General features: G+C 66.4%; 24 protein-coding genes. 6 read left to right on the forward strand and 18 right to left on the reverse strand.

Translation table 11 applies throughout. The features are described 5' to 3' along the window. Window positions 1-39 precede the first annotated feature (39 nt). Entirely contained in the window at window positions 40-1017 is a 978-nt protein-coding gene (locus ACV7NN_RS09825) for a Gfo/Idh/MocA family protein (protein WP_463349391.1), read from the reverse strand. Continuing rightward, a complete protein-coding gene (locus ACV7NN_RS09830) occupies window positions 1014-1847 on the reverse strand; it encodes a sugar phosphate isomerase/epimerase family protein (RefSeq protein WP_463349392.1) in 834 nt (277 codons plus the stop codon). Before ACV7NN_RS09830 ends, ACV7NN_RS09825 begins: the two co-directional genes overlap by 4 nt. A gap of 98 nt (window positions 1848-1945) precedes the next feature. Between ACV7NN_RS09830 and ACV7NN_RS09835 the strand changes: the two genes are divergently transcribed. Genes ACV7NN_RS09835 through ACV7NN_RS09845 form a run of 3 tightly spaced genes read left to right on the forward strand, consistent with a single transcriptional unit; the run spans window position 1946 to window position 4486 of the window. Beyond that, window positions 1946-2983, forward strand: coding sequence for a LacI family DNA-binding transcriptional regulator (locus tag ACV7NN_RS09835; protein ID WP_463349393.1), 1038 nt, complete (start codon window positions 1946-1948; stop codon window positions 2981-2983). Continuing rightward, window positions 2980-3702, forward strand: coding sequence for an SDR family oxidoreductase (locus tag ACV7NN_RS09840; RefSeq protein ID WP_463349394.1), 723 nt, complete (start codon window positions 2980-2982; stop codon window positions 3700-3702). The genes ACV7NN_RS09835 and ACV7NN_RS09840 overlap by 4 nt, the downstream gene beginning before the upstream one ends. Before the next feature lie 46 nt (window positions 3703-3748). Further along, window positions 3749-4486 carry an SDR family NAD(P)-dependent oxidoreductase gene (locus tag ACV7NN_RS09845; RefSeq protein WP_463349395.1) on the forward strand — a complete coding sequence of 246 codons (738 nt, stop codon included), beginning with the start codon at window positions 3749-3751 and terminating at the stop codon, window positions 4484-4486. Window positions 4487-4709: 223 nt separating this feature from the next. On the opposite strand, the gene ACV7NN_RS09850 is transcribed toward ACV7NN_RS09845, so the two are convergent. From ACV7NN_RS09850 to ACV7NN_RS09925, 16 genes are all read right to left on the reverse strand, one after another. Then, a complete protein-coding gene (locus tag ACV7NN_RS09850; protein WP_463349396.1) occupies window positions 4710-5927 on the reverse strand; it encodes an RNA polymerase sigma factor in 1218 nt (405 codons plus the stop codon). Further along, on the reverse strand, window positions 5924-6259 hold the full coding sequence (locus ACV7NN_RS09855; RefSeq protein ID WP_463349397.1) for a YciI family protein: 336 nt from the start codon (window positions 6257-6259) through the stop codon (window positions 5924-5926). Before ACV7NN_RS09855 ends, ACV7NN_RS09850 begins: the two co-directional genes overlap by 4 nt. A gap of 17 nt (window positions 6260-6276) precedes the next feature. Next, window positions 6277-6873, reverse strand: a complete 597-nt coding sequence (locus ACV7NN_RS09860; protein WP_463349398.1) for a dihydrofolate reductase family protein — start codon at window positions 6871-6873, stop codon at window positions 6277-6279. Window positions 6874-6988: 115 nt separating this feature from the next. Further along, window positions 6989-7975, reverse strand: coding sequence for an NAD-dependent epimerase/dehydratase family protein (locus ACV7NN_RS09865; RefSeq protein WP_463349399.1), 987 nt, complete (start codon window positions 7973-7975; stop codon window positions 6989-6991). Next, window positions 7972-10620 carry an alpha/beta fold hydrolase gene (locus ACV7NN_RS09870; protein ID WP_463349400.1) on the reverse strand — a complete coding sequence of 883 codons (2649 nt, stop codon included), beginning with the start codon at window positions 10618-10620 and terminating at the stop codon, window positions 7972-7974. The genes ACV7NN_RS09865 and ACV7NN_RS09870 overlap by 4 nt, the downstream gene beginning before the upstream one ends. Before the next feature lie 7 nt (window positions 10621-10627). Continuing rightward, a complete protein-coding gene (locus ACV7NN_RS09875; RefSeq protein ID WP_463349401.1) occupies window positions 10628-11659 on the reverse strand; it encodes a 3-oxoacyl-ACP synthase III in 1032 nt (343 codons plus the stop codon). A 343-nt stretch (window positions 11660-12002) separates the two neighbouring features. Next, the gene (locus ACV7NN_RS09880; protein WP_463349402.1) at window positions 12003-13064 is read right to left on the reverse strand and encodes a lactonase family protein; all 1062 of its coding nucleotides are present in this window, start codon (window positions 13062-13064) and stop codon (window positions 12003-12005) included. After that, window positions 13061-14764 (reverse strand): N-acyl-D-amino-acid deacylase family protein, encoded by a 1704-nt coding sequence (locus tag ACV7NN_RS09885; protein WP_463349403.1) that lies wholly within the window; start codon window positions 14762-14764, stop codon window positions 13061-13063. The genes ACV7NN_RS09880 and ACV7NN_RS09885 overlap by 4 nt, the downstream gene beginning before the upstream one ends. Continuing rightward, window positions 14761-15882, reverse strand: a complete 1122-nt coding sequence (locus tag ACV7NN_RS09890; RefSeq protein ID WP_463349404.1) for an aminotransferase class V-fold PLP-dependent enzyme — start codon at window positions 15880-15882, stop codon at window positions 14761-14763. The genes ACV7NN_RS09885 and ACV7NN_RS09890 overlap by 4 nt, the downstream gene beginning before the upstream one ends. 19 nt (window positions 15883-15901) lie before the next feature. After that, the gene (locus tag ACV7NN_RS09895) at window positions 15902-16396 is read right to left on the reverse strand and encodes a RidA family protein (protein ID WP_463349405.1); all 495 of its coding nucleotides are present in this window, start codon (window positions 16394-16396) and stop codon (window positions 15902-15904) included. Window positions 16397-16398: 2 nt separating this feature from the next. After that, window positions 16399-17235 (reverse strand): carbohydrate ABC transporter permease, encoded by an 837-nt coding sequence (locus ACV7NN_RS09900; RefSeq protein ID WP_463349406.1) that lies wholly within the window; start codon window positions 17233-17235, stop codon window positions 16399-16401. Further along, a complete protein-coding gene (locus tag ACV7NN_RS09905; RefSeq protein ID WP_463349407.1) occupies window positions 17232-18122 on the reverse strand; it encodes a carbohydrate ABC transporter permease in 891 nt (296 codons plus the stop codon). The genes ACV7NN_RS09900 and ACV7NN_RS09905 overlap by 4 nt, the downstream gene beginning before the upstream one ends. Window positions 18123-18255: 133 nt before the next feature. Then, the gene (locus ACV7NN_RS09910; RefSeq protein WP_463349408.1) at window positions 18256-19581 is read right to left on the reverse strand and encodes an extracellular solute-binding protein; all 1326 of its coding nucleotides are present in this window, start codon (window positions 19579-19581) and stop codon (window positions 18256-18258) included. Next, a complete protein-coding gene (locus ACV7NN_RS09915; protein WP_463349409.1) occupies window positions 19578-20972 on the reverse strand; it encodes a protein O-GlcNAcase in 1395 nt (464 codons plus the stop codon). The genes ACV7NN_RS09910 and ACV7NN_RS09915 overlap by 4 nt, the downstream gene beginning before the upstream one ends. Then, window positions 20969-21712, reverse strand: a complete 744-nt coding sequence (locus tag ACV7NN_RS09920; RefSeq protein ID WP_463349410.1) for a sugar isomerase domain-containing protein — start codon at window positions 21710-21712, stop codon at window positions 20969-20971. Before ACV7NN_RS09920 ends, ACV7NN_RS09915 begins: the two co-directional genes overlap by 4 nt. Window positions 21713-21776: 64 nt before the next feature. Beyond that, complete coding sequence (locus tag ACV7NN_RS09925) at window positions 21777-22517, reverse strand: GntR family transcriptional regulator (RefSeq protein WP_463349411.1); 741 nt, start codon at window positions 22515-22517, stop codon at window positions 21777-21779. Window positions 22518-22727: 210 nt separating this feature from the next. On the opposite strand from ACV7NN_RS09925, the gene ACV7NN_RS09930 reads away from it, so the two are divergent. The 3 genes from ACV7NN_RS09930 to ACV7NN_RS09940 all read left to right on the forward strand — a co-directional run bounded on the left by ACV7NN_RS09930 (window position 22728) and on the right by ACV7NN_RS09940 (window position 25175). Further along, entirely contained in the window at window positions 22728-23735 is a 1008-nt protein-coding gene (locus ACV7NN_RS09930) for an N-acetylglucosamine kinase (protein ID WP_463349412.1), read from the forward strand. Between the two features lie 85 nt (window positions 23736-23820). After that, window positions 23821-24063, forward strand: a complete 243-nt coding sequence (locus ACV7NN_RS09935) for a hypothetical protein (RefSeq protein ID WP_463349413.1) — start codon at window positions 23821-23823, stop codon at window positions 24061-24063. A gap of 80 nt (window positions 24064-24143) precedes the next feature. After that, complete coding sequence (locus tag ACV7NN_RS09940) at window positions 24144-25175, forward strand: Gfo/Idh/MocA family protein (protein ID WP_463349414.1); 1032 nt, start codon at window positions 24144-24146, stop codon at window positions 25173-25175. Window positions 25176-25207 lie beyond the last annotated feature (32 nt).

Below are 25207 nucleotides of genomic sequence, written 5' to 3' on the forward strand. Positions count from 1 at the left end.
TGAGTCAACTGTTTTTTTCCAAAAGGCGAAACGTTTTGTTCACTGTTCTCCGTCCAGCAGATCGTGAGCGAGGATGGTCTCCGCCACGGTCATGGTCTTCAGGGCATCCCCGAAGTGGGACGACGGCTGGCGACGGGAACGCACCGCCTCGATGAACTCCGCGCTCTTGGCAAGGAAGCCGCCGAGCAGATACAGCTCAGCCGATCCTGCGACCTCGGCGGCATCGAGAGGTGTTGCCCCATCCGCGTCCCACACGGTGCCGCCGACCTCCAGGTCGCCTTCCGCCATGATCCCCGGCGCGTGGATCTCCACGCCGAATGTCCTCCGGCCGCTCGTCCAGCTCATGATGAGGATGCCGACCGCGCCCGTGTCGAACTCGAGCGTCGCCGCGATGAAGTTGAGGTCGTCGACGAGCACGCGGCGCCTCACATCCGAGACCGCGACGACCTCGCCGCCGCACAGATGCCGCAGCGTGTCGATCACATGCACGCCGTCGTCCATCATCCGGTCGCGCGCCGACTCCATCGGGGTGGGATCGTTCTTGTAGAACCGGCATACCGCGTGCACGACGTCGCCGTGCTCGCGGACCCGCTCGAGCATCCGATCGAGCAGAGGGGATGAGCGCCGCTGGAAGCCGACCTGCGTGATGCAGCCGTTCTCGTCCGCGAGCCGGGCGAGCGTACGCGCCTGATGAACCGTGAGCCCGAGCGGCTTCTCGACGAACAGGTCGAGCCCACGTTTGAGGCAGGCGCACCAGATGCCGTACATGAGCTCCGGCGGCCCGATGACGTAGACGGCGTCGGGCCGCGTCACGTCGAGCATCGTCGTCCAGTCGCCGAAGCGAGCGGCGATTCCCCACCGCTCGCCGGAGGCCTCCAGGCGCTCGGTCGAGAGGTCGCAGATGCCGACAATCTCGACGTCGGACAGCGAGGCCAGCGACGGGTAGTGCACGAGATTCGCCATCTGCCCGGCTCCGATGACGGCGACTCGCACCCGTCTCGACTCGGCGACGCTCATCGTGCCACCCCGACGGTGCCGCGAGCCGCGGCACGAAGGCTCCGCGCATATTCGAGATCGGCGGTCACCTTGGCCACGAGGTCGCTCTCGTCTGTGTACTCCGCCGTCAGGCAGATCGGGCCGGCGAACGCGTGCTCCGTGAGGTACCCGATCGCGCGGCCCCATTCCGCCATGCCGCTGCGTCCGTCGGTGAAGACCGGCTCCCAGACCGGGTCGCCCTGTGCGGATGCGGGATCGTCGACGCGCTCGAAGTACGCGCTCTTCAGATTCACGATGCCGAGCCACGGCCACAGCAGTTCGAGGCCGTGCGCCGGCCGCTTGCGCGCGAGGGCGTCGTGCGCAGAGTCCCAGACCGCCGCGACGACCTGGGGGTCGAACTGCCGGAGCAGGGCGAACAGCTCCGAGGAATCGGCGATGTAGTCGTCATAGTGCGGTTGGATCGCGATTCGGACGCCGTAGCGCTCGGCGCGTCCTGCGAGTCCGGCGATGGTCTGGATGATCTCGGAGCCGGTCGCTGCGTATCCACGGGGCCCGATCGGCACCATGATCCGGATGAACGGGACGCCAGCTTCCGCACAGGCAGCGAACGTCGCCTCGTCGGTGCCGGAGGCGATGCTCGCGACCGTGACGCCTGCCCGCCCGAGCTCGCGCACGGCCGCCGGCAGGGCCGTCGACACCTCGTCCGGTGTCACCTGGTAGCCGGGCCGTACCGGCAGTTCCACAGCGTCGAAGCCCATGCCCGCCACCAACTCGCCGAGAGCGTCGATCGGCTGCTCCCGCCACGGTTTGGTGAAGACACTCCAGGTCGTCGTCGGGTCATCGTGCGGCATAGCGAACTCCTTATTTGGGGCATCGGGAGGTTTTGTGCAACGATACAGTGACTCGTGCAACGATACAGTGAATCCTCAACAGGTCAACCAGAAGGCAGGTGAGAGCGATCGCCACGATCAAAGATGTGGCCCGGGCCGCTGGCGTCTCACCCTCCACCGTCTCGAACCTGCTCAACGCCCGCGAGCATCTCATGCAGCCGGAGACCCGGCGTCGTGTGCTCGAGGCCATGGAGTCGCTCTCCTACCGGCCGAGCCGGGTCGCGCAGCAGTTGCGCGGCGCCCCGAACCCCACGTTCGGGCTCATCGTCCCCTCTGTGGCCAACCCGTTCTGGGGATTGTGGGCCGCCCACCTCGAGGAGGCGTTCCATTCGCGAGGCCAGCAGATCTACCTCTGCAACAGCGATCGCGATCCCGAGCGGGAGCGCGCCTACGTCGAGCAGCTCTGGTCAGACGGCGTCGAGCACATCGTGCTCTCCACGTCCCTGCCCTCGCTCGAGCACCTGCGCCCCGCGATGGACGCCGGCGTCCAGATCATCGCATTCGACCGCGAGCACCAGGAGACAGACCCTCCGGACCTCCTGAACGTCAGCATCGACAATGAGGCCGGCGCGTGGATGGCCACCCAGCACCTCATCGAGCGTGGTCACCGACGCATCGCCTTCGTATCCGGTGCGATCCTGACGGTCAGCCGGCGTCGGCGTTTCGCCGGATATCAGCGGGCGCTCGCTGAGCACGGCATACGGCTGGACGACGCCCTCGTGCCCCTCTCCCCAGACTTCGGGGATGCCGACAGCAGCCCCCTCGCGCGCGAGGCCGTGCGCGCGCTTCTTGCGCTGGACGAACCACCGACCGCCCTGGTCGCCGTCAATGACATGCTCGCGCTCGGCGCGTCCGCCGCGATCCGTGATGCCGGTCGCGACATCGCGGAGGTCGCTGTGGTCGGCTTCGACGACATCCCGATCGGAAGCCTCGTCTCGCCGGCGCTGACGACGGTGCAGCAGCCGCTGCGTGAGATGGCCGAGGCGGTGGTCGGGCTGGCGAACGGCGGAACCGATGCCGGCGAGCTGCGAAAACGCTCCCTCGTCTTTCCGCCCACCCTTGTGGTGCGTGCTTCGAGCTCGAGGAGGTCCCAGTGACCGCATCCGGCGTTCGAGTGCTCATCGCCGGCGCCGCCGGGGGTGTCGGCCGTGCTGTCGCCCTCCGTGCTTCGGCCGAGGGCGCGGCCGTGCTGCTCCTCGGGCGCGACGCAAGTCGCCTCAACGCCGTGCGAACCGAGGTGATCGACGCCGGCGGAACGGCGCACCTCGCCGTCGCAGACGCGACCCACGCCGACGAGCTCGACGCTGCCGTTGCGGCCCTGCGGGAGGACGTTGGGGGAATAGATGTCGTCGTCAACGCCGTCGGCGTCAACCTCAGAGCCCGTCGCCTCGATGAGCTCGACGAATCCGGCTGGCGCTCGGTCCTCGACGGCAATCTCACCTCCGCGTTCCACCTCACCCAGGCGGTGCTGCCGGGTTTCAGGGCCAACGGCGGCGGACTGATCATCCACATCTCTTCTGTCGCGGCCATTGCCGCCGACTCCTCCGGCGCGGCCTACCAGGCGAGCAAAGCGGGTCTCGCCGCGCTCGCCCGCGCCACAGCGCTCGAAGCCGGGGGCGACGGCGTACGCGTAACGACGATCTCGCCGGGTCTCATCGACACCGCCTTCGTGCGGCACCGCCCGAAAGCTCCGTCACCCGGCGAGCTGGCGAACGCTCTGCAGCCAGAAGACGTCGCAGATGTCTGCCTCGCGATCATCCGGCTGCCCGCGCGCGCCACCGTCAGCGAGGTCGTGATGCGACCGACAGCCGGCTGACACCGATGACAACACACTCACTGTTCCGACCGAGATGGAGATCTCCTTGACCGAACCCTCCACCGACCGAACCGTCCTGATCACGGGCGGCGCGACAGGCATCGGCCTCGGTATCGCCGAGGCTTTTCTTCGCGCAGGTCACCGCGTGGCGATCACGACCAATACGACCCCGGTGCCCGAGCATCTGGCCGACCGGGTGATCGCCGAGCGGATGGATGTCACCGACAGCGCCGCCGTGTCGGCGACCGTTCCGCGGATCGCCGAGGCTCTCGGGGGCCGCATCGACGTTGTGGTCAACAATGCCGGCGGCCTCGTCGGCCGCCGCGCGCTGGACGGGATGGACGACGAGCACTGGCATCACGTCCTCGAGCTCAACCTCTCGAGTGTCTTCTACGTCGTTCGCGCGGCCGCACCGCTGATGGTCGAGGGCGGCCGCATCGTCAACATCTCCTCTCTGGCGGCGCACAACGGCGGCGGCCCCGGAGCCGGTGCGTACGCCGCGGCCAAGGCGGGTGTCGAGGGCCTCACCCGCGCCCTCGCAAAAGAGCTCGGGCCGCGCGGAATCGCCGTCTCGGCCATCGCGCCGGGCCTCATCCTCGACACACCGTTCCACGAGCGCTTCACCCCCGAAGCAGACCAGCTCGCAAGCATCGCCGCTACCCCGCTCCGTCGCGCCGGCACGCCGGCCGACGTCGCCGCGACGACGCTGTATCTCGCGTCGGATGCAGGCGGCTTCGCGTCCGGGACCGTCGTCGCGGTCAACGGCGCCGCCGCCTTCCATTGAGCCACTCCCGCACCGCGCCGCCCGAGCAGCATGCCCGGAGAGCCAGGGGTGCGGGCCGACGGACATCATGCGCGGCACGCCGTTGCCCTCCGCGCGGAGGTGGTCGAGGCCGCAGCGCAGATAGTCAACGGAGTCGGCCGGCGACGACAGGTGTGCGTGTACTGGGGGGTTCGGCGCCATAGCGGTTTCGGGTGATCAGCTCGGCTCCAGGTGCATATAGGTCCTAGGAGCGGAGCTCCGACAGTCGCCGCTTCAGGTAAGCGACTTCGGCGGAGTTCGCGGCGAGCGCGATCGCGGCACCGTAGGCATCCCGCGCCTCCGCATCCCGGCCAAGGCGCACCAGCAGCCGCGCCCGCGCGGCATGGAACGGGTGGTACCCGTCGAGCTCTGGCGCGAGCTGGTCGACCAGTGCGAGTCCCACGTCGGGGCCGTCGGACTCGCCGACGGCTATCGCCCGGCTGAGCCGGACGATCGGCGACGGGTCGAGCCGCACAAGCTGATCGTAGAGCGCCACCACCTGCGTCCAGTCGGTCGCAGGCCCGTCGGTGTGCACTGCGTTGATCGCGGCCATCAGCTGATACCGCCCCGGCGCGAGACCGGAATCCAGTCGCTCGCGAACCAGGACGTGCCCCTCGGAGATGAGCGCGGTATCCCACAAGGCCCTGTCCTGCTCGAACAGCGGGACCAGCTCACCCGACGGCGAGACGCGCGCCCCACGACGCGCCTCGGTCAGCAGCATCAGCCCCAGCATCCCGGTGACCTCGCCGTTCGCCGGCAGCAGCTCGCGCAGCAGCCGGGTGAGGCGGATCGCCTCCGTCGTGAGCTCCTCGCGCACCGGAGGAGTACCGGGTCCCGACGCGAGGTAGCCCTCGTTGAAGATCAGGAAGAGCACGGCCAGCACCCCCGACACCCGCGCGGGCAGGTCTTCGGGGGCAGGCATGCGGTACGGGATGCCGCTCGCCGTGATCTTCGACTTCGCGCGGGTGATGCGAGCACCCATCGTCGTATCCTGCACGAAGAAAGCGTTCGCGATCTCCGGCACCGTCAGGCCGCCGACCATGCGAAGCGTCAGGGCGATCCGCGCCTCCATCGCAAGCGCGGGGTGGCAGCAGATGAAGATCAGGCGCAGGCGATCGTCGTCGATGACGCCGAGCGGCTCCGTCTCGGTGTCGTACACGAGCATCGCCTCCCTGTGTCTGGCATCGCGCGTGCTCTCGCGCCTGATCCTGTCGATTGCCTTCCGCGTCGCCGTCGTCGTCAGCCAGGCGCCGGGTGCAGGCGGGATGCCGTCCGCCGGCCACCGCTCCGCTGCGGTTGCGAAGGCTTCCGCGGCAGCGTCCTCTGCCGTGTCGAGGTTGCCGAAGCGCTTGGCGAGCGTCGCGACGACCCGCGCCCACTCCTCGCGGTGGGCACGGGCCAGCGCGTCGCCGACGTCGCTCACTCGGGCGGCGGAAGAACCGGACGAATCTCGAGGCGGCGATTGCAGGCTCTGGAGCCCTCAGCCATCAGCTCCAACGCGACGTCGAGGTCGGGGGCCTCGATGATCCAGAATCCTGCCGCCCACTCCTTCGCCTCTACGAACGGGCCGTCGGTGAACACCGGCTCGTCGCCGCGGCCATCGACGACGGTCGATGCGGTCGGGTCGGCCAAGCCGGCCGCGAACACCCAGTTGCCGCCGGCCACCAGCTTCTCGTTGAACGCGTCGATCGCGACCATCTCCTCGGCGGTGCCGGACTCGCTTCGACTGTCGATCACGTTGACCAAGTACTGCATGTCAACCATCCTCTCGCTCAGGCGTACACGGGGCGGCCGCCCACGCGGTAGGTGAGTGCAACGATGCCCGTGCCGAACACCGTCGAATCCTGCAACTCGAGTCCGAAGTCCAGGCCGTCCTGCGGGAAGAACCGCTTGCCTTCCCCGACGATCACGGGGAACTGGACGAGGTTCAGCTCGTCCACCAGCTCGTTCTCCAGCAGCCAGCGGGCGAGCGCAGCACTGCCGACAAGCAGGAGCTCGCCGCCCGGCTGCGCCTTGAGTCCGCGGATCTGGGCTGCGATGTCACCCGAGATCACGGTGGTGTGCTCCCAGGCCGGATCGGTCAGCGTGTTCGACACCAGGTACTTCGGCTTGGAGCTGATCGCCTCACCGAACCCTCCGTCGTCGCTCCGGGCTCCCCAGAACGTCTCGAAGAGGGAGAACGTCCTGCGGCCGAGCAGGAACGCATCCGGACGACGCCAGGTATCGAGGATGTACTGGGCAGCATCCTTGTCGTCGAACGCGAGCGCCCAGCCCCCGCGGGTGAATCCGGGGTCCATCTCCTCGTTGTTCCCGCCGTTCGCCTGTGCCACGCCGTCCAGGGTGACCTGCAGGCTGATCGTGAGTTTCATGGTGAGTTCCTTTCTCTCACCAGTGCCACGAACGCGGAAGGGGCATTTCGACAGCGGTGCGCGATGTGTTGCTGGGTCCTCGCCTCGAACTCGTGCGGCAGCGCCCGTCGACCGACTAGGTCGTCGCCCGCTCCGATTCGGCCGACCATGCGGCGAGCAGCGCCAACCCCTCGTCGATGGTGACCGTCGGCGACCATTCGAGGTCGGCGCGGATGCGGCGCTGGTCGAACCAGTGTGCGGTCGAAAGCTGCTCGGCGAGAAACCGCGTCATCGGCGGCTCGTCGCGGCCCGGCCGAATGCGCCACGCGGCTTCCACGACACCGCCGGCCGTCCGAGCGAGCGACGCCGGCACTCGCCAGGACGGAGCCGGAGCACCGCACGCGGCGCAGATGCCGGCGAGGAGCTCGGCCACCGGGCGCGGCTCGCCGTTCGTCACCACATAGGAACGACCGTGGACCGCGTCGGCACGGTCGAGTGCGGCGACGAGGGCCGAGACCGCGTTGTCGACGTAGGTCGTGTCGATCAGCGCGGACCCGCTCCCGATGAGAGGAAGGCGCCGTCGTCTGGCGCGTTCGACGATACGGCCGACGAGTTGCACGTCGCCCGGCCCCCACACGAGGTGCGGTCTGACGACGACGACGGCGAAGTCCGGTCCGTCGGCGGCGAGTGCGAGACGTTCCCCAGCGGCTTTCGTCCGCGCGTAATCCCCGCGCGCCTGATCAGGGTCGGCGGGGAGGGTGGGATCGCCCACGAGCGATGCGCCCGCGTGCGCAACGGACGGCGAGGAGACGTGTACGAAACGGCGCACGCCCGCCGCCCGCGCTTCTCGGAGCACCGTGCGCGTGCCGCCGACGTTCACGCGATCGAAGTCGGCCGCGGCGCCGACCAGCGAGACCTTCGCCGCGAGGTGGACGACGGCGTCGACGCCCTCGACCGCCGCACGCACGGAGGCGGCATCGGTGACGTCTCCGCGGACGTCGTCGACGCCCACGACACCCGACGGCCGGCGCTGGAGCGTGCGCACGTCGTCGCCTCGGGCGGCGAGGGCCGACGCGACGGCACTCCCGAGGAAGCCGCTCGCTCCCGTCACCAGTACCTTCACGGTCCACTGGCCCGTTCTCCGCGCAGCACGGCGTCGGCCCAGGTCGCGAGCGAGGTGCGGTCGATCTTGGAGTTGTGACGGATGTCAGTCGGCAGCGCCTTCACGGTCAGCACGGCCGCAAGCGGTCGGGAGGATGCCGCGCGCACAGCAGCCGCGAGCGGTGCGTCGGCGAGTCCCGAGCGCGCCGGGCCATCGAGTTCGACCACGGCCACGAGCGCCTGGGTGCCACGGGGACCGACGCCGACGAGGGCGGATCGATGCACGCCGCTGACGGCCTCGATCTGCTGCTCGATACCGACGGGGGTCACAATTCCGTCGGCGGTGACCACAACGTGCTGGAGCCGTCCCTCGATCCACAAGCGACCCCGCGAGTCGAGGTGGCCGACATCGCCGGTGCTGTGCCGCCGGCCGTCCGGCACGCTGTGCGTCTTCGCGATGCGATCGACCGCCCAGAGCCGGTCGTAGCCGTCGCGCAGGTGCAGCGCCTCGACGACGACCTCGCCGGTGACCCCGGGCTCGCCGGCGAGCTCCCCGGAGGGCCGGCCGTCCGCATCGAGCGGGTCGATGCGGACCGTGACGCCCGCGACGGGCATGCCGACGCACACACCGCCGGCATCGGCCTTGCTCTGGGTCGCGGCATCGTCCGCCGCGGCGCGGATGCCCTCGAGCGTGATGTCGGTCATCAGAAGCCCTTCGGTCATCCCGTAGGGCGTATGGGCGGCGGCGCCCGGCATGAGCTCGAGGACGCGCTCGAGCAGTCGCGCTGAGACCGGCGCCCCGGCCGAGAGGACGGTGCGGATTCCCGCCAGAGCGTCGCGCTGCGTCGCGTCGAGGGCATCGGCCGTCGCCACGACGTTGGTGAGAGCGGCCGGCGAGAGGAACAGCACGGTCGCCTCGGCGGCACCCGCAGCGTCGGCGACGGCACTCGCGGTCAGGGTGCGGGGAGAGGTGACGTCGCCGATCGGAATCACCGACCGGGCGCCGAGCGCCGGCCCGAGCAGAGCGAACGGCGCGAATCCGGCGACGATTCCCGTCCCTGCGCCGAGATCGTAGTGGTCGGCGAGGGCGTCACGCAGAGCACTGAGCTGCGCATGCGTGTAGCGCACGCCCTTCGCGGGACCGGTCGAACCCGAGGTGAACAGCACGGCTGCAAGATCCGATGGCGCCGGTGTCGCCAGCGGCGCGTGATCGGATGCGGCGATCCTCGCCCTGCCCAGGCGCAGCAGGTCGCCCAGTGAGTGCTCGACCCGCAGGGAGCGCGCCAAAGCGGGTGACAAGGTGGCCACGGAGATACGACGACCGGGCCAACCGAGCGCGCGGGCCGCAGCGAGCCCCGGGAGCGCACCCACGATGACGGCGGGGTGAGCGCCGCGGATCGCCCGGCCGAGGCCGCGTAGTCCGAGACCGGCGTCTGCGACGACGACGACCGCGCCGATGCGCACCGCCGCGTAGAGCACGGCCGTGAGGTCAGCCGACGGCGGGACGAGCAGGCTCACACGGTCGCCCGGCCGCACGCCCGCGGCGAGGAAGCCATGCGCCAGTTCGTCGACTCGACTGGCTAGTAGCGACCACGGGATGACGCGCGCCGTCCCGGACGGTCCGGCGCCCATGTCGATCAGCGCCGGTGCGTCGCTGCCGGCGTTGCGCTCGATGGCCGCCCACAACGGATCACTCGACCACTCCACAGGGTCGTTCGGCGTGTCTGCGCTGGGTCCTACAACCTTCTCGTTCACCCAGTCGAGCACGATCGGCGCGTACTCGACCTCCTCGGCGACGAGGTGCCCGGCCCCCTCGAAGCGATGGACGTCGGCGTGCGGCATCCGTCCGAGCAGATCGCGCAGGTACACCTCGCCGAATACCGGATCCCGCGGCCCCCAGACGATGAGCGCAGGAACGTCGAGAGCGGCGACACCCGCAGCAATGCGGTCGAGCTCGGGGAAGCTCGGATGCGACCGGTCGACAGGGATGTCGGCGACGAAGTCGCGGACGCCCCGCCGCCGCGCAGCTGACAGGTAGGGCGAACGGAATGCGTCGCGGACGTCACGATCGAGCCGGGGTCGCGCAAGCGACAGTGTCGTCTCGAGGAACGCCGGCGTTGCCGCTGTCGCGACGTCGAGCATGCCCGGCGCAAGGGCTGCGCGCAGGGGGGCGGGAATCGCCCGACCGTGCGGCTGATGCACCGCTGTGTTCAGCAGCACGACTCCGGAGAGGAGTTCCGGATGGTCGACGGCCCATCCGAGACTCACGGGCCCACCCCAGTCATGGCCCGCAGTGACGACCGGCCCTGTCAGGCCGAGCGTGTCGGTGAGGGCACCGAGGTCGGCGACCCGGTCGGCAAGACGGCGGAGGCGGCCAGTGCGCTCGGAGAAGCCCATCTCGAGCTGGTCGACGGCGATCACCCGCCAGGCGGCACGGCCGGGGTCGGCCCGCGCGGCAGCCGCTGCCTCGGCGACCAGGCGGCGCCACAGGTACGACCACGTGGGGTTGCCGTGCACGCACAGGAGGGTGCCGACAGGGGTGATACCCGCGGCGTCGAGCTCGGGTCCCGTGTCGAGCAGATGCCATTCGGCGCCAGCGGCAGTGACGATACGCGAGAAGTCCCCGTCGAGCCCGGGCAGGCCTGTCGGCGGAAAGGATGCTCCCATGTCCGCCCTACCAGACGATCTCGAGCATCGAGGTGTTGAGCCCGGAGCCCACTCCCATGAGCAGCAACCGGTCGCCGCGTCGCAGTGAAGCGGCCTCCTGCGCCAGAGTGATCGGAATGGAGGCCGGCCCGATGTTGCCGAGCGTCGGGTACGTGAGCGGGATGCGCGAGCGATCCAGCTTCACAGCTTTCACGATCGCGTCCGTGTGCACGTTGGAGACCTGATGCAGAATGTACCGGTCCATCTGGGTCCAGTTCCAGTTCTTGCGGGCTTCTCGCCAGGCTGCGGTCACGAGATCCATACCGCCTTTCAAGAGCGCTTTCGCGTCCGTGAACATGCCGTCGACGCTGCCGACGCACAGAGCATTGAATTGCGTGGCCGCGCGGGTGACGCCGCCGAGCATCCGGTGGCCCTCCGGGTGCAGATCGCTGCGTCCGATCACGGCGGCCGCAGCTCCCGACCCGAGCGTAAGGCTCGCGAACTCGCTCATGAACTCGGCGCGACCGATGCCTGCGCGCTTCAGGCGCTCGATCGTGTTGACCTGCACCTGATCGGCATCCTCACCGTCGACCACCACCGCGTAATCGATCTGCCCCGAGTCGACCATGCCGGCCGCCAGTGTCATCCCGTTCACGAACCCGAGGCAGGCGTTCGTGATGTCGAAGTTGATCGCCGACGATGGCAGACCGAGCCCGTGATGGATGCGCACGGCGACCGAGGGCTCGAGATGCGGGCGCGTGATCGAGGTATTGATGAGAAGGCCAACCTGGTCCGGCCGCACGCCGGCCTCGGCTAGCGCACGACGCCCGGCGTCGACGGCGGCTGAGTCGAACGTCGCGCCCTCTTCCCAGTTGCGGCGCTCGCGAACCCCGGCGACCCTCTCGAGCAGCCCGGTTGGTAATTTCAGTCGCTCGAGCACCGGCAGCAGGTGCCGCTCGATCTCCTGGGACGTGGTGATCCGATTAGCCAGCGTGGTCGCGACCGAGAGCAACGAAACGTTGCTGTGCCGGGTGGTCGCGTTCCCGGGGAGATGGGCCATTTCAACACCATAGTTCTGAAAACCGGGTCTAACCGGGGGGTTGCCAGAAGAGGCCCGCTGAGGTGCCAATATCGGCCGTTGCTGTTGCGGAAGACGCGGAGACTCATCTGAGACATATGTCCCGACCCATCACAAAGCGGAGGGCGTGGGATTCGACCTCTGTCCGGGCCCTCGGCAGCGCCGCCATGACTTTGGGAATCCCCGGAAAATCAACGATTTCGAAGCGCCAGGGTCTGCTGCACGGATAGGTGACACCTAAGCTGCCTTGCCCGGAGGGCGGCCTGGAAGGATGCCATCATGTCGAAGCCTTATCCGCGCGAGTTCCGTGACGACGTTGTGGAACTCAGTTAGCTGCGTCGGCCCGAAGCAACCACACCGGGTTCGAACAGTCGAGAATCGGACTCGCTGTGCCCGGAACGCCTGCTTCCAACGGGAGCACGACGACTCTCGAGCTGTCCCAGCCGGCGACGATGAGTTTGTCGCCACGCACAAGCATGTGTTGCGGCCACGCAACCGTCGCGTCCTGCTCTGAGACGAGGTAGGGGACTGGGCCGTCGACCGCGAACACGGCGATCGTGTCGTACCCGCGGTTCGCCAGATAGACGAAACGACCGTCCGGCGAGGCTTGGATGTCGCCCGGGTAGTTCCTCGGATGCCGCGTTTTGGCCGGGCCCGTGCGTTGCGTGCTTGGGATGCTAACCCACGCGGTCACCCCGTCGCCCAGGCGTCCGACGAGAAGGGTGGAGGCCAATTCACCGCTCAGTGCGACGCGACCATCCGGCAGCACGGCGAGGTGCCGCGGTCCGGAACCGGGTGGAACCGGCGTCTGCCGCGTCTCCCGAAGAGCATTCGGTCCGCCGGCAAAGGGGTTGGCCTCGAATTCGCGGAGGACGTCGGCACCAAGGTCGACGACGACGAGCACACCCCCGACGAAAGCGGCTTGATGCGGATGCGCCTGGCTCTGTCGTTCCTTGTCGACGCTGCTCCCCGTGAGAGCAAGGGCATAAGGTGGCCCGTCGAATGTGCCTTCGGCCGAGAGCCTCTGAACAGTGAGATCGCCGGACGCGAAGTTCGTCACAACGAGCAACCGCCCAGTGGGGTCGACGATCACGTTGCAGGGATCGACTCCGAACCCGTCCTGTTCTCCGTGCACGACGATCTCGTTGCCGTCGATGCGCCAGCAATATATGCGGCTACTCGTTTCGCCGATCGCCGACACTCCATAGGCGAGCGGAAGCGAGGGGTGCACAACCAACGACGAGAGTTGGTCAGCCGTCGCACGGGCACCGAGCTCCCAGACTCCAGCGACGGATTCCCAGCGCTGCAAACCGGTGTCGCCGCCGATACCGCAGCTTGCTATGAGAATCGCTTCGCCGGCAGCCGTCCGGCGACGTAGCGCAGTCACTGACCCGTAGCCCGCGTGTCGCGCGCTACCTTACCGAGCTGAGCCTCCCGTCGAAGGGCTACCCCTGGACGTGACGCCGTTCGGACCCCGTCCGCGATCACCGGGTCGCCCGCAACAAAAACCCACGGGATCCCGGCCGGTGACACCCGGGGGTTATCGTAGGTGGCGCGATCGAGGACCGTCTCGGGGTCAAAGAGTACGAGGTCAGCGACGAGCCCGCTTCTGATTCGTCCGCGATCTCTGAGCCCGAGGCGCGCCGCCGGCCGTGTCGCGAGGTGCACGATTGCGTCTTCGAGCGTGAGCACGCCTTCGTCTCGAACGTAGTGGGCCAAGTAGCGAGGGAAGGTTCCCCACCCACGTGGGTGCGGCTGGCCGCCGATGAGCAGGCCGTCGCTCCCGCCGGTGTGCCGGGAGTGGCGCATGATGGCTCGGACATTTCCCTCGTCACCGACGTGCTGGAGGATACTCGTGCCGAGTCCATCGGCGACCATCAGCGTCATGGCGGTTTCACTCGGTTGCCGTCCTTCGGCTGCGGCAATCTCGGCGATGGTTCGACCAACCCGGTCCGCAAGCCTCGGGTCTCGGACCCCGGCCACCTGGATCGTCTGCCACTCAACAGTGACTCCGTGGCAACCATCGCTACCAGTGAGGTCGAGTGCCTCCGCTATGCGAGCGCGCTGTTCCGGGTCCCGCAGTCGCGCAAGTGTTTCGTCCGGCCCACCGCTCGCCGCCCAGCTGGGAAGGAGCGCAGCGAGTGTCGTGCTCCCGGCCAGATAGGGATAGGTGTCGAGAGTGATGTCGACGCCATCGGCGAGGGCTTCATCGATCAGTGCGAGGAGTTCACGAGCCCGGCCACGGTTGATGGTGAAGTTCATGGTGGCGTGCGTCAGATGCAGGGGGCATCCGGACTGGCGGGCGACGTCGATCATCTCGCTGTACGCACCCAACGCGCCGGCGCCGTAGGAGCGGTGGTGCGGAGCGTAGTACCCGCCGTACGCCGCCACCACCTTGCAAAGTTCGATCAGCTCCTGGCCAGTGGTGAACGTGCCGGGCACATAGGTGAGGCCGGATGACAATCCGAACGCGCCGTCGCGCATTCCCCGATCGACCTGGGCCCGCATCGCTGTGAGCTCCGACGGGGTTGCGGTACGGTTCTCGGACCCAAGGACGTTCATACGCACTGTGGCTTGAGGAATGAGTGCGGCCACGTTGACTGCGACGCCCTGCCGGTCGACTTCGTCCAGGTAGTCAGCGATGGAAGGCCAGCCGAACTCTAAGGAGTCGGGGATGCCGTTCCAGCCCGCGAGTTGGTCCCGAAGCACGGCAACCGACGCTTCGGTCGCCGGCGAGTACGAGAGCCCGTCCTGGCCGACGACTTCGGTCGTGACTCCCTGGGCAACCTTCGCGAGATGCAGAGGGTCGGTCAGGACAGCAAGATCGGAATGGGAATGCATGTCGACGAAGCCAGGGGCCAGCGCCAGCCCGACCGCCTCCACAACTCTGGCTCCAGGGACCTCGACACGCCCACCTACCCGGGCGATGCGGCCCCCCCGAAGATGAACATCACCAACTCGACCCGGTCGTCCGCTTCCGTCGAGAATCAAGGCTCCGCGGATGATGGTCTCGTCGCGCTGGGCGGTGCCAGGCCGGCGCCGGCCGGGTGCGGTCTTCGTTGCGTCCAGCGCATCTGCGCCAGTCACCCGATGCTCGCAGCGTGCGCGCGCCGAATCGTATCGACCACGTACTCGACGTGTTGCCGTCCGACGAGTTCCGGTGTTACCCAGAACCCCTGCACCACCCCGAGAGGTGCGTCCGGGTAGACCGCCAGCCGAGGCTTGGCCGCGTCGAAGAAGGTAACCATCCGAGTCACGTCGGCTGGGTGTGTCACGGTGACATGTACACGGGGCAGGCTCTGACCGGCCTCGTTGGTCGCCTCGATGTTCGCTTTTACACCGTCGAGCCCCGCGAGCGCTGCGACCCACGCCTCACAGTCAGCCTGTGATTGCTGTCGCATCGCGGCATGATCCAGCTTGACGAATCGTTCGACCGCGGCTGTGAGACCGACGATCTCCTCCTTCCCGACTTTCAGCGCACGCGCCCATCTCTGGTACGGCGCGCCATTCTGGCGCGCGGCCTCGATAAACGCGCTCGACCCAACCATCAGTCCGGAGGATTGTGGGCCGCGCAAACCTTTCCCGCCCGAGAAGACAGCAACGTCGGCCCCGTACTCCCGGGTGAACCGCCAGAGGTTTTCGGCCGGAGGCAGCTGGGCCGCAGCGTCGACGATAACGGGAACACCGTGCCGGTGCGCGATCTCGCAGACGACCTCGACCGGCAATGCGCTCTGCGGGAGATGGGTACCGGCCACGTACAGTACCGCGGCTGTCCTGTCGTTGATCGCGCCTTCGAGCTGCCAGGGGAAGGTCTGGAACATATCTCCGATCTGGCGGATAGTTCCACCGGCCAGCATCACAGCAGAGTCATACGGGATGCGGTGCGCAGCATGCATGACCACCTCGTGGCGCGCCTGGTGATGACCGGGCCATTCGCTGATGATCTGCGGGTCACCGCCGTTTCGAGCGGCAAGTGTCGCCAGCACGATCCCGGCTGCGCACCCACTGGTCACGTAGGCGGCTTCATTCCTGGTGAGCTCGGCGATCTTCGCCCCTGCGGCGAGGTGAAGCTCGTGCATGTCGACGTTGTGTGCGGCGGCGTCATGCATTGCCTCGAGCACTTCCGGCGGCATGAGAGCTCCGCCGAGAACCGTGAACGTTGCCGCTGCGTTGACGACCGTCGATAACCCGAGGTGCTCGTACACGTCACCCATGTGCACCCCGTTACGCAGTCGTGCCACGAGAAGCGGGCACAGTCGCCCACATCTCGACCTCGACAAGAATGCCCGGCAGCAGCGCTGCACCGATTGCGGTCCTCACAGGGCGAGGTTCGGGTACGAGCTCCCGATAGACAGCATTGAACTCTGCCCAGTTCGCGAGATCAGCGAGGTAGACGTTCGTCTTGAACACGTCGGCAAGGGTGCATCCGGCTGCCGCGAGCTGCGTTTCGCAGTTCCGCAATGTCGCGATCGCCTGCGGAGTGAACTCCTCGGAGACGATCGAACCGTCGTGGCGGATCGCGACTTGCCCGGAGATCACGACGAACCCGCCGCGAACCTGCAGCACTGGTGAGTACGGGCCGGCGGTAGTGTGCTGGCTCGCACCCTGGGGCAGGTGCTTTCCTGGCTCGCTAGGCGTCGGCGTGTTCTCGTAGCGGTCGGTTCCCGGCTCGAGCGGGTTGTCAGCGGCCTGCATCTTGTGCGCTTCCTCTCTGCTCACCCTCACCCCTTGACTCCGGTGAGCGTGATCCCTTCGACGAAGACCCGCTGGGCGAAGAAGAAGACGATCACGACGGGGACGGACAGCAGCACGGTCACTGTCATGGTCATCCCCCAGTCGGTGCCCCGCGTGCCGTGGAAGACGGCGAGACCGTAAGCGGCCGGCCAGTTGGACGGATTCTCGGATGCGTAGAGGAGCGGGCCGAAGTAGTCGCTCCATGCATGGAAGAACAGGAAGATCGCGGCGGCCGCGATCCCTGGCCTGGCCATCGGAACGATCACCCGCGAGAGGACACCGAATTCACCACTGCCGTCGATGCGCGCGGCGTCGATGTACTCGTTCGGGATCGTCACCAGGAACTGCCGCAGCAGGAAAATGGAGAAGGCGTCACCGAGCAGGTTCGGCAGGATCAGCGGCCAGAGCGTCCCGGTCAGACCGAGGTGCGCCCACATGATGTAGATCGGCACGATCGTGACCTGTGGCGGCAGGAGCATCGCGACGACGATCGCGAAGAAGATGGCGTTCGCGAACCTGATCCGCACTTTGGCGAGAACGTATGCGGCGGGCACCGAGGAGACCAGCATGAATACGGTGGCGAGGGAGGCGTACAGGAAGGAGTTCCCGAACCATGTGGCGAGGGGAACCTGTTTGAACGCATCCACGTAGTTCTGCCAGACCCAGGGGTTCGGCCAGAGGGAACCGGTGAATGTCTGGCTCGGCGCCATGAACGACGTCAGCACGATGAATACGATCGGCACGACGAAGATCACCGCCAGGGCGACGAGCAGCGCATGTTCCGCGATCCACAGGAGAGCCTTTTTCAAGGGATACGAGGTCATCTGGCTCCCCCCGGGCTGAAGGTACGAAATCGGCGTAGCAGGAAGACAAGGAATAGTCCCGTCACGACGAACAGCACCACGGCGAGCGCGGCCGAATATCCGAGCTGGAACTGCGTGAATCCTCGAACGTAGAGCCATTCCGCATACGTGAGCAGTGAATTGTCCGGATAGCCCAGCACCTGGTTGAGGCTGACGGATATCCCGGTCTTCCCGCTGGCGACGCTGGAGGCGACGGCTGCCTCGGTGAAATACTGCAGCGCCCAGATCACCCCGGTGATGATCGCGAAGACCACCACCGGGCTGATGTTAGGGAGTGTCACATAGCGCCCGCGCTGGAGTGCGTTCGCGCCGTCCAGGGCCGCGGCCTCGTACTGTTCCTTCGGGACGTCCAGGAGCGCGGCGAGGAAGATGATCATGATGTCCCCCATCACCCATAGCCCGAGGAGTAGGAGTGACGGTTTCGACCACGCGGCGTCGTTGAACCATAGGGGCCCCTTGATGCCGATCAGAGCCAGGCCCTTGTTCACCACGCCGACGCCCGGGTTGAACAGGAACACGAACGCGATGGTCGCGGCCACTGGCGGGACTATCGCCGGGATGTAGAAGATGGTCCGCCACAGTCCTGCCGCGGTCTTCCGCCGGGCCAGGAGCCCGGCCATGCCCAGGGCTGTGATGATCCGCACGGGGACGAGGATCAGCACCAGCCACAGTGTGTTCAGCGCTGCGATCGGCACGTTCGGGTCTTGGGTGAAGAGGTAGACGTAGTTCTTCAGCCCGACCCAGACGGGAGGGGTGAGCAGGTTGTATCTCGTGAACGAGAAGTAGACGTTTGCGCACAGCGGGTAGATGAAGAACACCACCAGCCCGAGTAGCGCAGGTGTGAGCATCACCCAGATCGGGATGCGGCGTCTGATCTTCGACCACGCGCCCGGTGGCGTTCGCGGTCTTCGTCGGGGTGGAGCGATCGGGGCTGAAGGCTCGGTGGGCGCCCGCGGTGGGACTGTGACCAGTGTCATCGCTTCACTGACCCAGCGCGATCGCGTCGTTGGTGGTCTTGTCCACCGTCTTCAGGCCCGCCTCGAGGTCACCGCCGTGTCCGGACTGATACTGCTCCCAGTAGTTCTGAATCGTGGTCACCGGCGTCGCTCCTGCGGAGGTCTGCGGCACGTAGTACACGCGCTTGTTGCCGGCGATGTCCATGAAGGTCTTGAACTGGCTGGAGATCTTCAGCTGTGAAGAGTGCAGCGCGGCGTACGTGGTCGGGATGTTCTGAAGCTCGTTGGTGAGGTAGACGAGCGACTTCGTGTCGGTCGCCAGGTATTTCGTGAGGAGCCAGGCGAGGTCTGCGTTCTTCGACTTGGATGAGACTCCGACGTATGACGACATCGACAGCCCACTGCCATACAGGTTCTCGTGGCCCGTTCCGGTGGGGAACGGCGCTGTGCCGTACTGCAGGCCGGGCTTCTGGCTGGCGATGAACGCGCCCCGCCACTCGCCGTCGATCGTCATCGCGACCTGTCCGGTCTGGAACGCGTTGTTGGCGGACCACTCATCGCCGAGACCTGCAGTGAAGGTCTTCAGCTTGCTGTAGCCGATCTTGTCGACGAAGGCCTTCTGCCAGGTCATGAGGTCTGTCCAGGCCGAGTCCTGGGAGATGGCGCTCTTCCCGTGCTTCATCCAGGTTGCGCCGGTGATGGCCGAGAACGAGCTGGCCTGGTTCTCGTAGAACCCCATGAGTGGATCGAACCCGAGCGTCTTGATCGACCCGTCCGGGTTGTAGGTGGTCATCTTGAGCGCCATGTTCTCGAGGTCGTCGAGTGTGCGCGGCGGCGCCGTGTAGCCTGCGGCCTTCAGCTCGGCGGTGTTGAAATACAGTCCGTACACGTCAGACATCGACGGCAGGCTGCACTGCTTGCCGTCGAACTTGCTGGAGAGGAACGGACCTTGGACGAAGCTCGACGCAGCGATGTGATCTTTCTTCAGGTACGGGTCGAGGTCGGAGAACGCGCCTGAGGAGCAGATCGATCCGAGGTTGTCGCCGCCTCCGAGCAGGACGACGTCGACATCACCGCCCGACGCGATCACCTGTGCGACCTTGTCGTAGGACTGCCCGCTGTGGATCTGAACCGTGACTCCGGGGTACTGCTTCTCGAAGTCGGTGACCACGGTCTGAATGAGACCGGCTTCACGAGCGGTGTAGTAGTGCCACAGCGAAATGGTCCCCGTCGGGGCTTTCGAAGCGGAGGTCGCTGCAGGGGCGGCGGTCGCGCAGCTGGCGAGCAGGGTCACTGCGGCGGTCGCGGCGATGGCCAACGTCGCCGTCCGTCGGATGGTGTGCGGAATCATGAGAGCACCTTTACTTTCTTGTTCGTTACTGGTTGGTCGATGAGGTCGAGGTTCGACAGCAGGAGATCCACGCTGTCACCGAATACGCGTCTGTTCGTGGCGCGCAGGCGGTCCTGATAGTCGGTGAGTTCCCGCCGTGACCGGGTTGTCAGCGGGCCGTCGAACACTGCGTCCGCCATCTGATGCATCGCTTCCGCACCGAGTCGGAAGGTCTCGACCCAGGGGGCCGCTTCAGCGATCAGCTGCGAGTTCGCGAATGTTCCGTCCTGAAGGTGCTCGGCGGCGGCGAGGTAGCCCTGCGCAAGCCGGTGAAGGCGTTCCGCGGCTTGCGTGGTTTGCCCGGTTTCGACTTCGAAGACGAACTGCGCAATTGCGGCGGCCGTCGTGGGCGCGCCACCGGCCGACAGGCACGATGACCGCACATTGTCCGCAAACGTTCGATAGGCGTTGAAGTCGTCTTCGTTGCCCGTCACATCGCGCAACGCGACCTGCCAACTCCGCTCAGCGTCGTAGTCCACGGGGTCGTTGAGGTAGATGGCGATCGTCGCGAACGCGATCTTCGAGGACTCGAACAGTTCCATCCCATTGGCAATGACGCCCCGCGCGAAACGGTGCAGATGCCGATCCCGCCCCTGGTACGGTCCGACGTGCAATTCGTTGTACATTGCAACGTCGTTGACCGGGTAGTTGTCCCAGAACACGATCGGGCGTCGAGTTGCCCGAGCAACGGTCGCCGCGTCATCGAGGTCGATGGTCGGTGAGCAGATTGCCCGCCCTGTCCAGAAGATCTCGATTCGCGGATCGATCCCGCATCCCAGCGCTGAGATATAGGACTCGTCGCCGCGCCCCCAGTACTCGGTCGGGCAGACGAACAGTGTGGTGTCCGCGCTCTGGTCGTTCAGCTCTCGGAAGACCTCGTTGACAACGTGAATGTGTGCAGTGACGAGGTCATCGAACATCTCGGCATCCGATTCGTGCTGCAGGATTGCGGGGATGTCGTCCAGCAGGAGGCCGAAGCTGCGCACACCCAATGACCGGACGGTCTCGTATTTCCGGCACAGGTCAGCAATGTCCGTGGCGCTCGAATACTCGATGGACAGCCCGGGTGAGAGGCAGTAAACGAACTCGACACCCTGGGATCGACACAGTGCGACCAGTTCGGCCAGTCGGTCGAGCGCGTCTCCCTCATACGGGGACCGCCAGTGCCTGCGGTGAAGGGAATCGTCCTTCGGCGCGTAGACGAACGTGTTCATTCCGCGGGCCGCGATGAACTCGATCATCTCGAGGCGTTGGTCGTGACTCCACGGTGTCCCGTAGAACCCCTCGACAATGCCCCGGATTTGGAACGCGTCGTCCGGGCGCGGCCAGCGCGCGTGGATACCCCCGCTCACGATTGCGCCGCCTGGAGTGCGAGCAGGCTCGCGTTGTCGGCGTCGCCCCCGGAGAGGTTCGCGCTCATGTACACACCGGGGCGTTCACCTGCAGCGACGAGCTGTTCGACGACCTCGGCGACAATGGTGTTGACCACAGCAGCCGCGATCACGGTCGATGTCGGCGCGACCCGCTTCTCGAAGCCGTCGATCGAGATTGCGGCATCGCCAACCCGTCCCCCGGTATCGATGACGACGTCTGCGCGGTCGTGCAGCCGGGCACCTGCCACGTGACGAGCCGATTCCGAATTGGCGTGCGACAGACTGGTGATAGCGATCACACTCGCACCCCGTGCTCGCGCCAACTGGGCCATCTCGACGATCGCCGCATTCCCGCCCGAATTCGACCCCGCGATCAGAACATCACCGACCGAGATCTCGTGAGAGTCCAGGATCGCCGCCGCCAATCCAGGAAGGCGCTCCAGGGACGTGCTCAACTCCGGATCATTGTGAACAGTGAGCCCGTCGAAGATGATCGGGTTGATGTCGACCAACCCGCCCGCACGATAGAAGAGCTCCTCTGCGAGCATGTGGGAGTGCCCCGTCCCAAAGGCGTGGACCTTCCCGCCATTCCGGTAGGCGGTACAGATCAGCGTCGCCGCGCTCTGAATGTGTGGCCATTCCGTGTCAGCGAGGCGCTGTACCAGCGCCCCGACAACGTCGAGATACCGCAACCCTGACGACTTTTCCATGCGATCCATCTGGACCGTCCTTCCTGTTTCTTCAACGTTCATTTCGTGGCACATCCGCTTACTTCCGCGACCATCACGCCTGACCTATCGGCACCAGTCGCGGCGACCGGTCGACGTTCGCCATCAGGCGGTACTTATCGCCGCGGTAGTCGCACTGGGCGACCATCAGCACGCGTCCGCGGGAATCCACATCGGTCATCCGCAACCGCAGGCACGCCTGGCTCTGGTCGATACCCAGGAGCGAACTGACCCGGGCATCCGGAACCGTCGATTCGATCAGTACCGACGCGGAATCGACCGCGAGCCCGTAACGGCGATGCAGCACCGTGTACAGCGAACCCGCCAAATCCGCCCGCGTGAGGCCAGGCACGAACGTCTCAGGAATCCAGATGTCTTCGAGAGCGATCGCTTCCCCGCTTCCCAACCGCAGCCGGCTGATGTGGCAGATTGCCGCACGCTTGTCCACATTCAACTGTTCAGTGATCTTCGGCACGTCGAACTCACGTGTGAACGCCACCAGGCGCGAGCCCGGTATCAATCCCCGCGCACGCATGTCCTCGGAGAACGAGGTCAACCCCAACGACCGGACGAGCGGCTGCCGCCGCACATACGTACCCGAGCCCGGCCGTCGCTCGACCACGCCGTCAGTGACCAGACCATCGACGACGCGGCGGATGGTCATCCTCGCCGCGCCGCACCGCTCGCTCAGCTCCCGTTCGGCGGGCAACCGGTCCCCCGGCCGCGCCTCACTGATCAGACCGCGAACGTGCGCGCGCACCATGTCCTGAACGGACGGGTCATCGGTCGTTGGCACAGTGACTATCTCAGGCACGCGCATCAACACCGTCAACCAGTGAGTAGACCAATTCGACCGAATTTTCGGTGCAACGCATGGGGCTGAAGGGCACTCGCCCACGGTCCGCTAGACCAATTTCGACCGGCGTGGTCTGAAGGGTCACCGAGGACATCGCGTACCGCATACTGGTGCGGTGATTACATTCCCGCTCCAGCGCACCGGGCTGCCATGGCCCTCTTCCTAGCCATCGATGCCGGCGGAACATCAACGCGAACCCTGCTCGTGGACGACTCCGGCCGTTGCCTTGCCTACAGCAAGACGGCCGGGGGAAACCCGATCTCCCACGGGCCCGAACTCGCTGCCGCCTCGATTGTCGATGGCATCTCGCTCTGCCTCCAGACCGCCGGCCTCGAGCACGCAGTCATCTCGGCAGTGACCCTCGCGATGGCCGGTGCGAGCACCATCCAGGAGACCAGCTGGATCGAGGTGCCACTGCGGGCGATCGGCATCTCCGCGCCCCTTCGCCTCGAACATGACCTTCTCGCGACGTTCCACACCGGGACGGCACGATTGGACGGCTACGTGCTGTTGTCCGGAACCGGCGCCTCCGCGGTCCGCATCGAACACGGTGAGGTCGTGGCCACCAGCGACGGGCTGGGCTGGCTGCTCGGGGACGCCGGCTCGGGCTTCTGGATCGGGCATCGCGTCGTCCTGGCAGCCCTCGCCGCCCTCGATCACCGTGCGGCGCCGACACGACTCACCGAACTTCTGCTGCGCGAGCTCGCGGTCGACGCCCCACCCGACTCCACCGACCACGGCCGCCCCACCGCAGTCGACTCCATCCTGAAGAAGGTCTACGCGCTGCGACCCGTACAGCTCGCGCAATTCGCCCCGTTGGCGTTCGAAGCCGAGGGCGACCCGACCGCCGACGCCATCGTTCACAAAGCCGCCGAACACCTCCTCGACACGCTCGCCGCGGTGACGCGACCCGACGTCCCCGGTCCGATCGTCCTCGGAGGCGGAATCCTGACACACTCGCACACACTCTCCCAACTCATCGCCACAGTGCGACAAGACAGTGACATCCGCGTTGCCACCGACGGAGTCGCCGGCGCCGCCCTGATCGCCCTTCGACGGGCTGGCATCGAGGCCGGATCGGAGACCCACGCAGCGATTCAGAACTCTGCCCAGAGGCTGCGTCACCCCACACCGGCCAAGGCGGATGAAAATGAATGAACGAACCCTAACAGGCCGCTATGGCGTCTGTATAATCGACGTATGAGTCCTCTCAGTGGATTCTCAGGCGTGATAGGGTGCGGTTATGGCGCGACCCTACGGTGACCCTGTCGAGATCCTTACCGCACCTGTGCCCGCGCAGTCGCCGTTCATCCCGAGTGACGCAAAAATCGTCGTCGGCGTCGTCGCTCCAGCCTCGCCCGACCCGATCCCGATCGTGCTGCTTCCGGGCTTCGAGTACCGGATGGTGGAGTGGCGTCATCCCACCACCCACGAGATCCACTGGCGACTGGAGCGACGAAAGTCCTCAAGGGTCGACGAGGACTAGCGGCAACGCGGAGCGCTCCTGCCGACTCGAATCGGTGGCGCCTCACCGCGGTGACCCAGGCGCGATGGAGGAGAACCCGAATGACGGCTGAACTCGTTGCGATGAGGGAGTCGCTTCTGAACGGTCCGACGATTCGGTGGGCAGTGCTGGCCCCCGGAGAGATCGCCCACGACTTCACACGGGCGCTGCATCAGAACTCAACTCAGCGGGTCGTCGCCGTCGGGTCTCGATCGCGAGACCGAGCTCACTCTTTTGGAGCTGAGTTCGGCGTCGATGGACGATACGACACGTACGAGGCAGCAGTTACGGATCCGACCGTTGACGCGGTGTACGTCGCGGCGCCGAACGCGTTTCATCGCGATCTCGCTCTCCTCGCGATCGCTGCCGGAAAGCACGTTCTGGTCGAGAAGCCCCTCGCGATGAACGCCTCCGAAGCTCGAGAGATCGCCGCCGCCGGCAGATCCTCAAAGGTTCTCGTGATGGAGGCCATGTGGACGCGGTATCTTCCGCACTCCATCGTCATCGCCGAGCTCATCCGGCGAGGGTCGCTTGGTGACATTCGACTGGCGACCGCCAACGTCGGCTGGCGCGTACCCACTGAACCCCGCGACAACAAGATCTTCAGCCCGGAGCTAGGGGGCGGAACGCTCCTCGACATGGGTGTGTACGCACTCTGGTTCGCGCAATTCGCTATCGGACATGTCAGCGCAGTGAGGGCAGTCGGCAGCATTTCTGAATCGGGAGTCGACGAACAGATCGCGGCGGTTCTTCGATCAGATACCGGGCGACACGCTGCCATTACGGCAAGCATGACTGTGACGAATTCAGGGCACGCGTCTGTGCATGGCACGGAAGGGAGCATCGAATGCCTGGACTACTTCGTCTTTCCGTCACGCCTCCGCATACGTACAGCGAATGACATCGAAGATTGGGTGGACGACTCAGGCCTCCGCGGTCGGCAGGGCTTGGTCTGGCAGGCCGCCGCGCTCGCAAACTATCTGAGCGAGGGCCGCCTCGAGTCACCACTCCACACAATGGCTGACTCCGTCGCACTCGCGGAAACCATGGACGAAGTCCGTCGCCAGATCCCCCCCGACCACGGCGTCTTCTAGGAATCGCTCGAAGAAAAATATAGGCTGATCAG

The organism is Leifsonia sp. Ger2509, assembly GCF_055231915.1.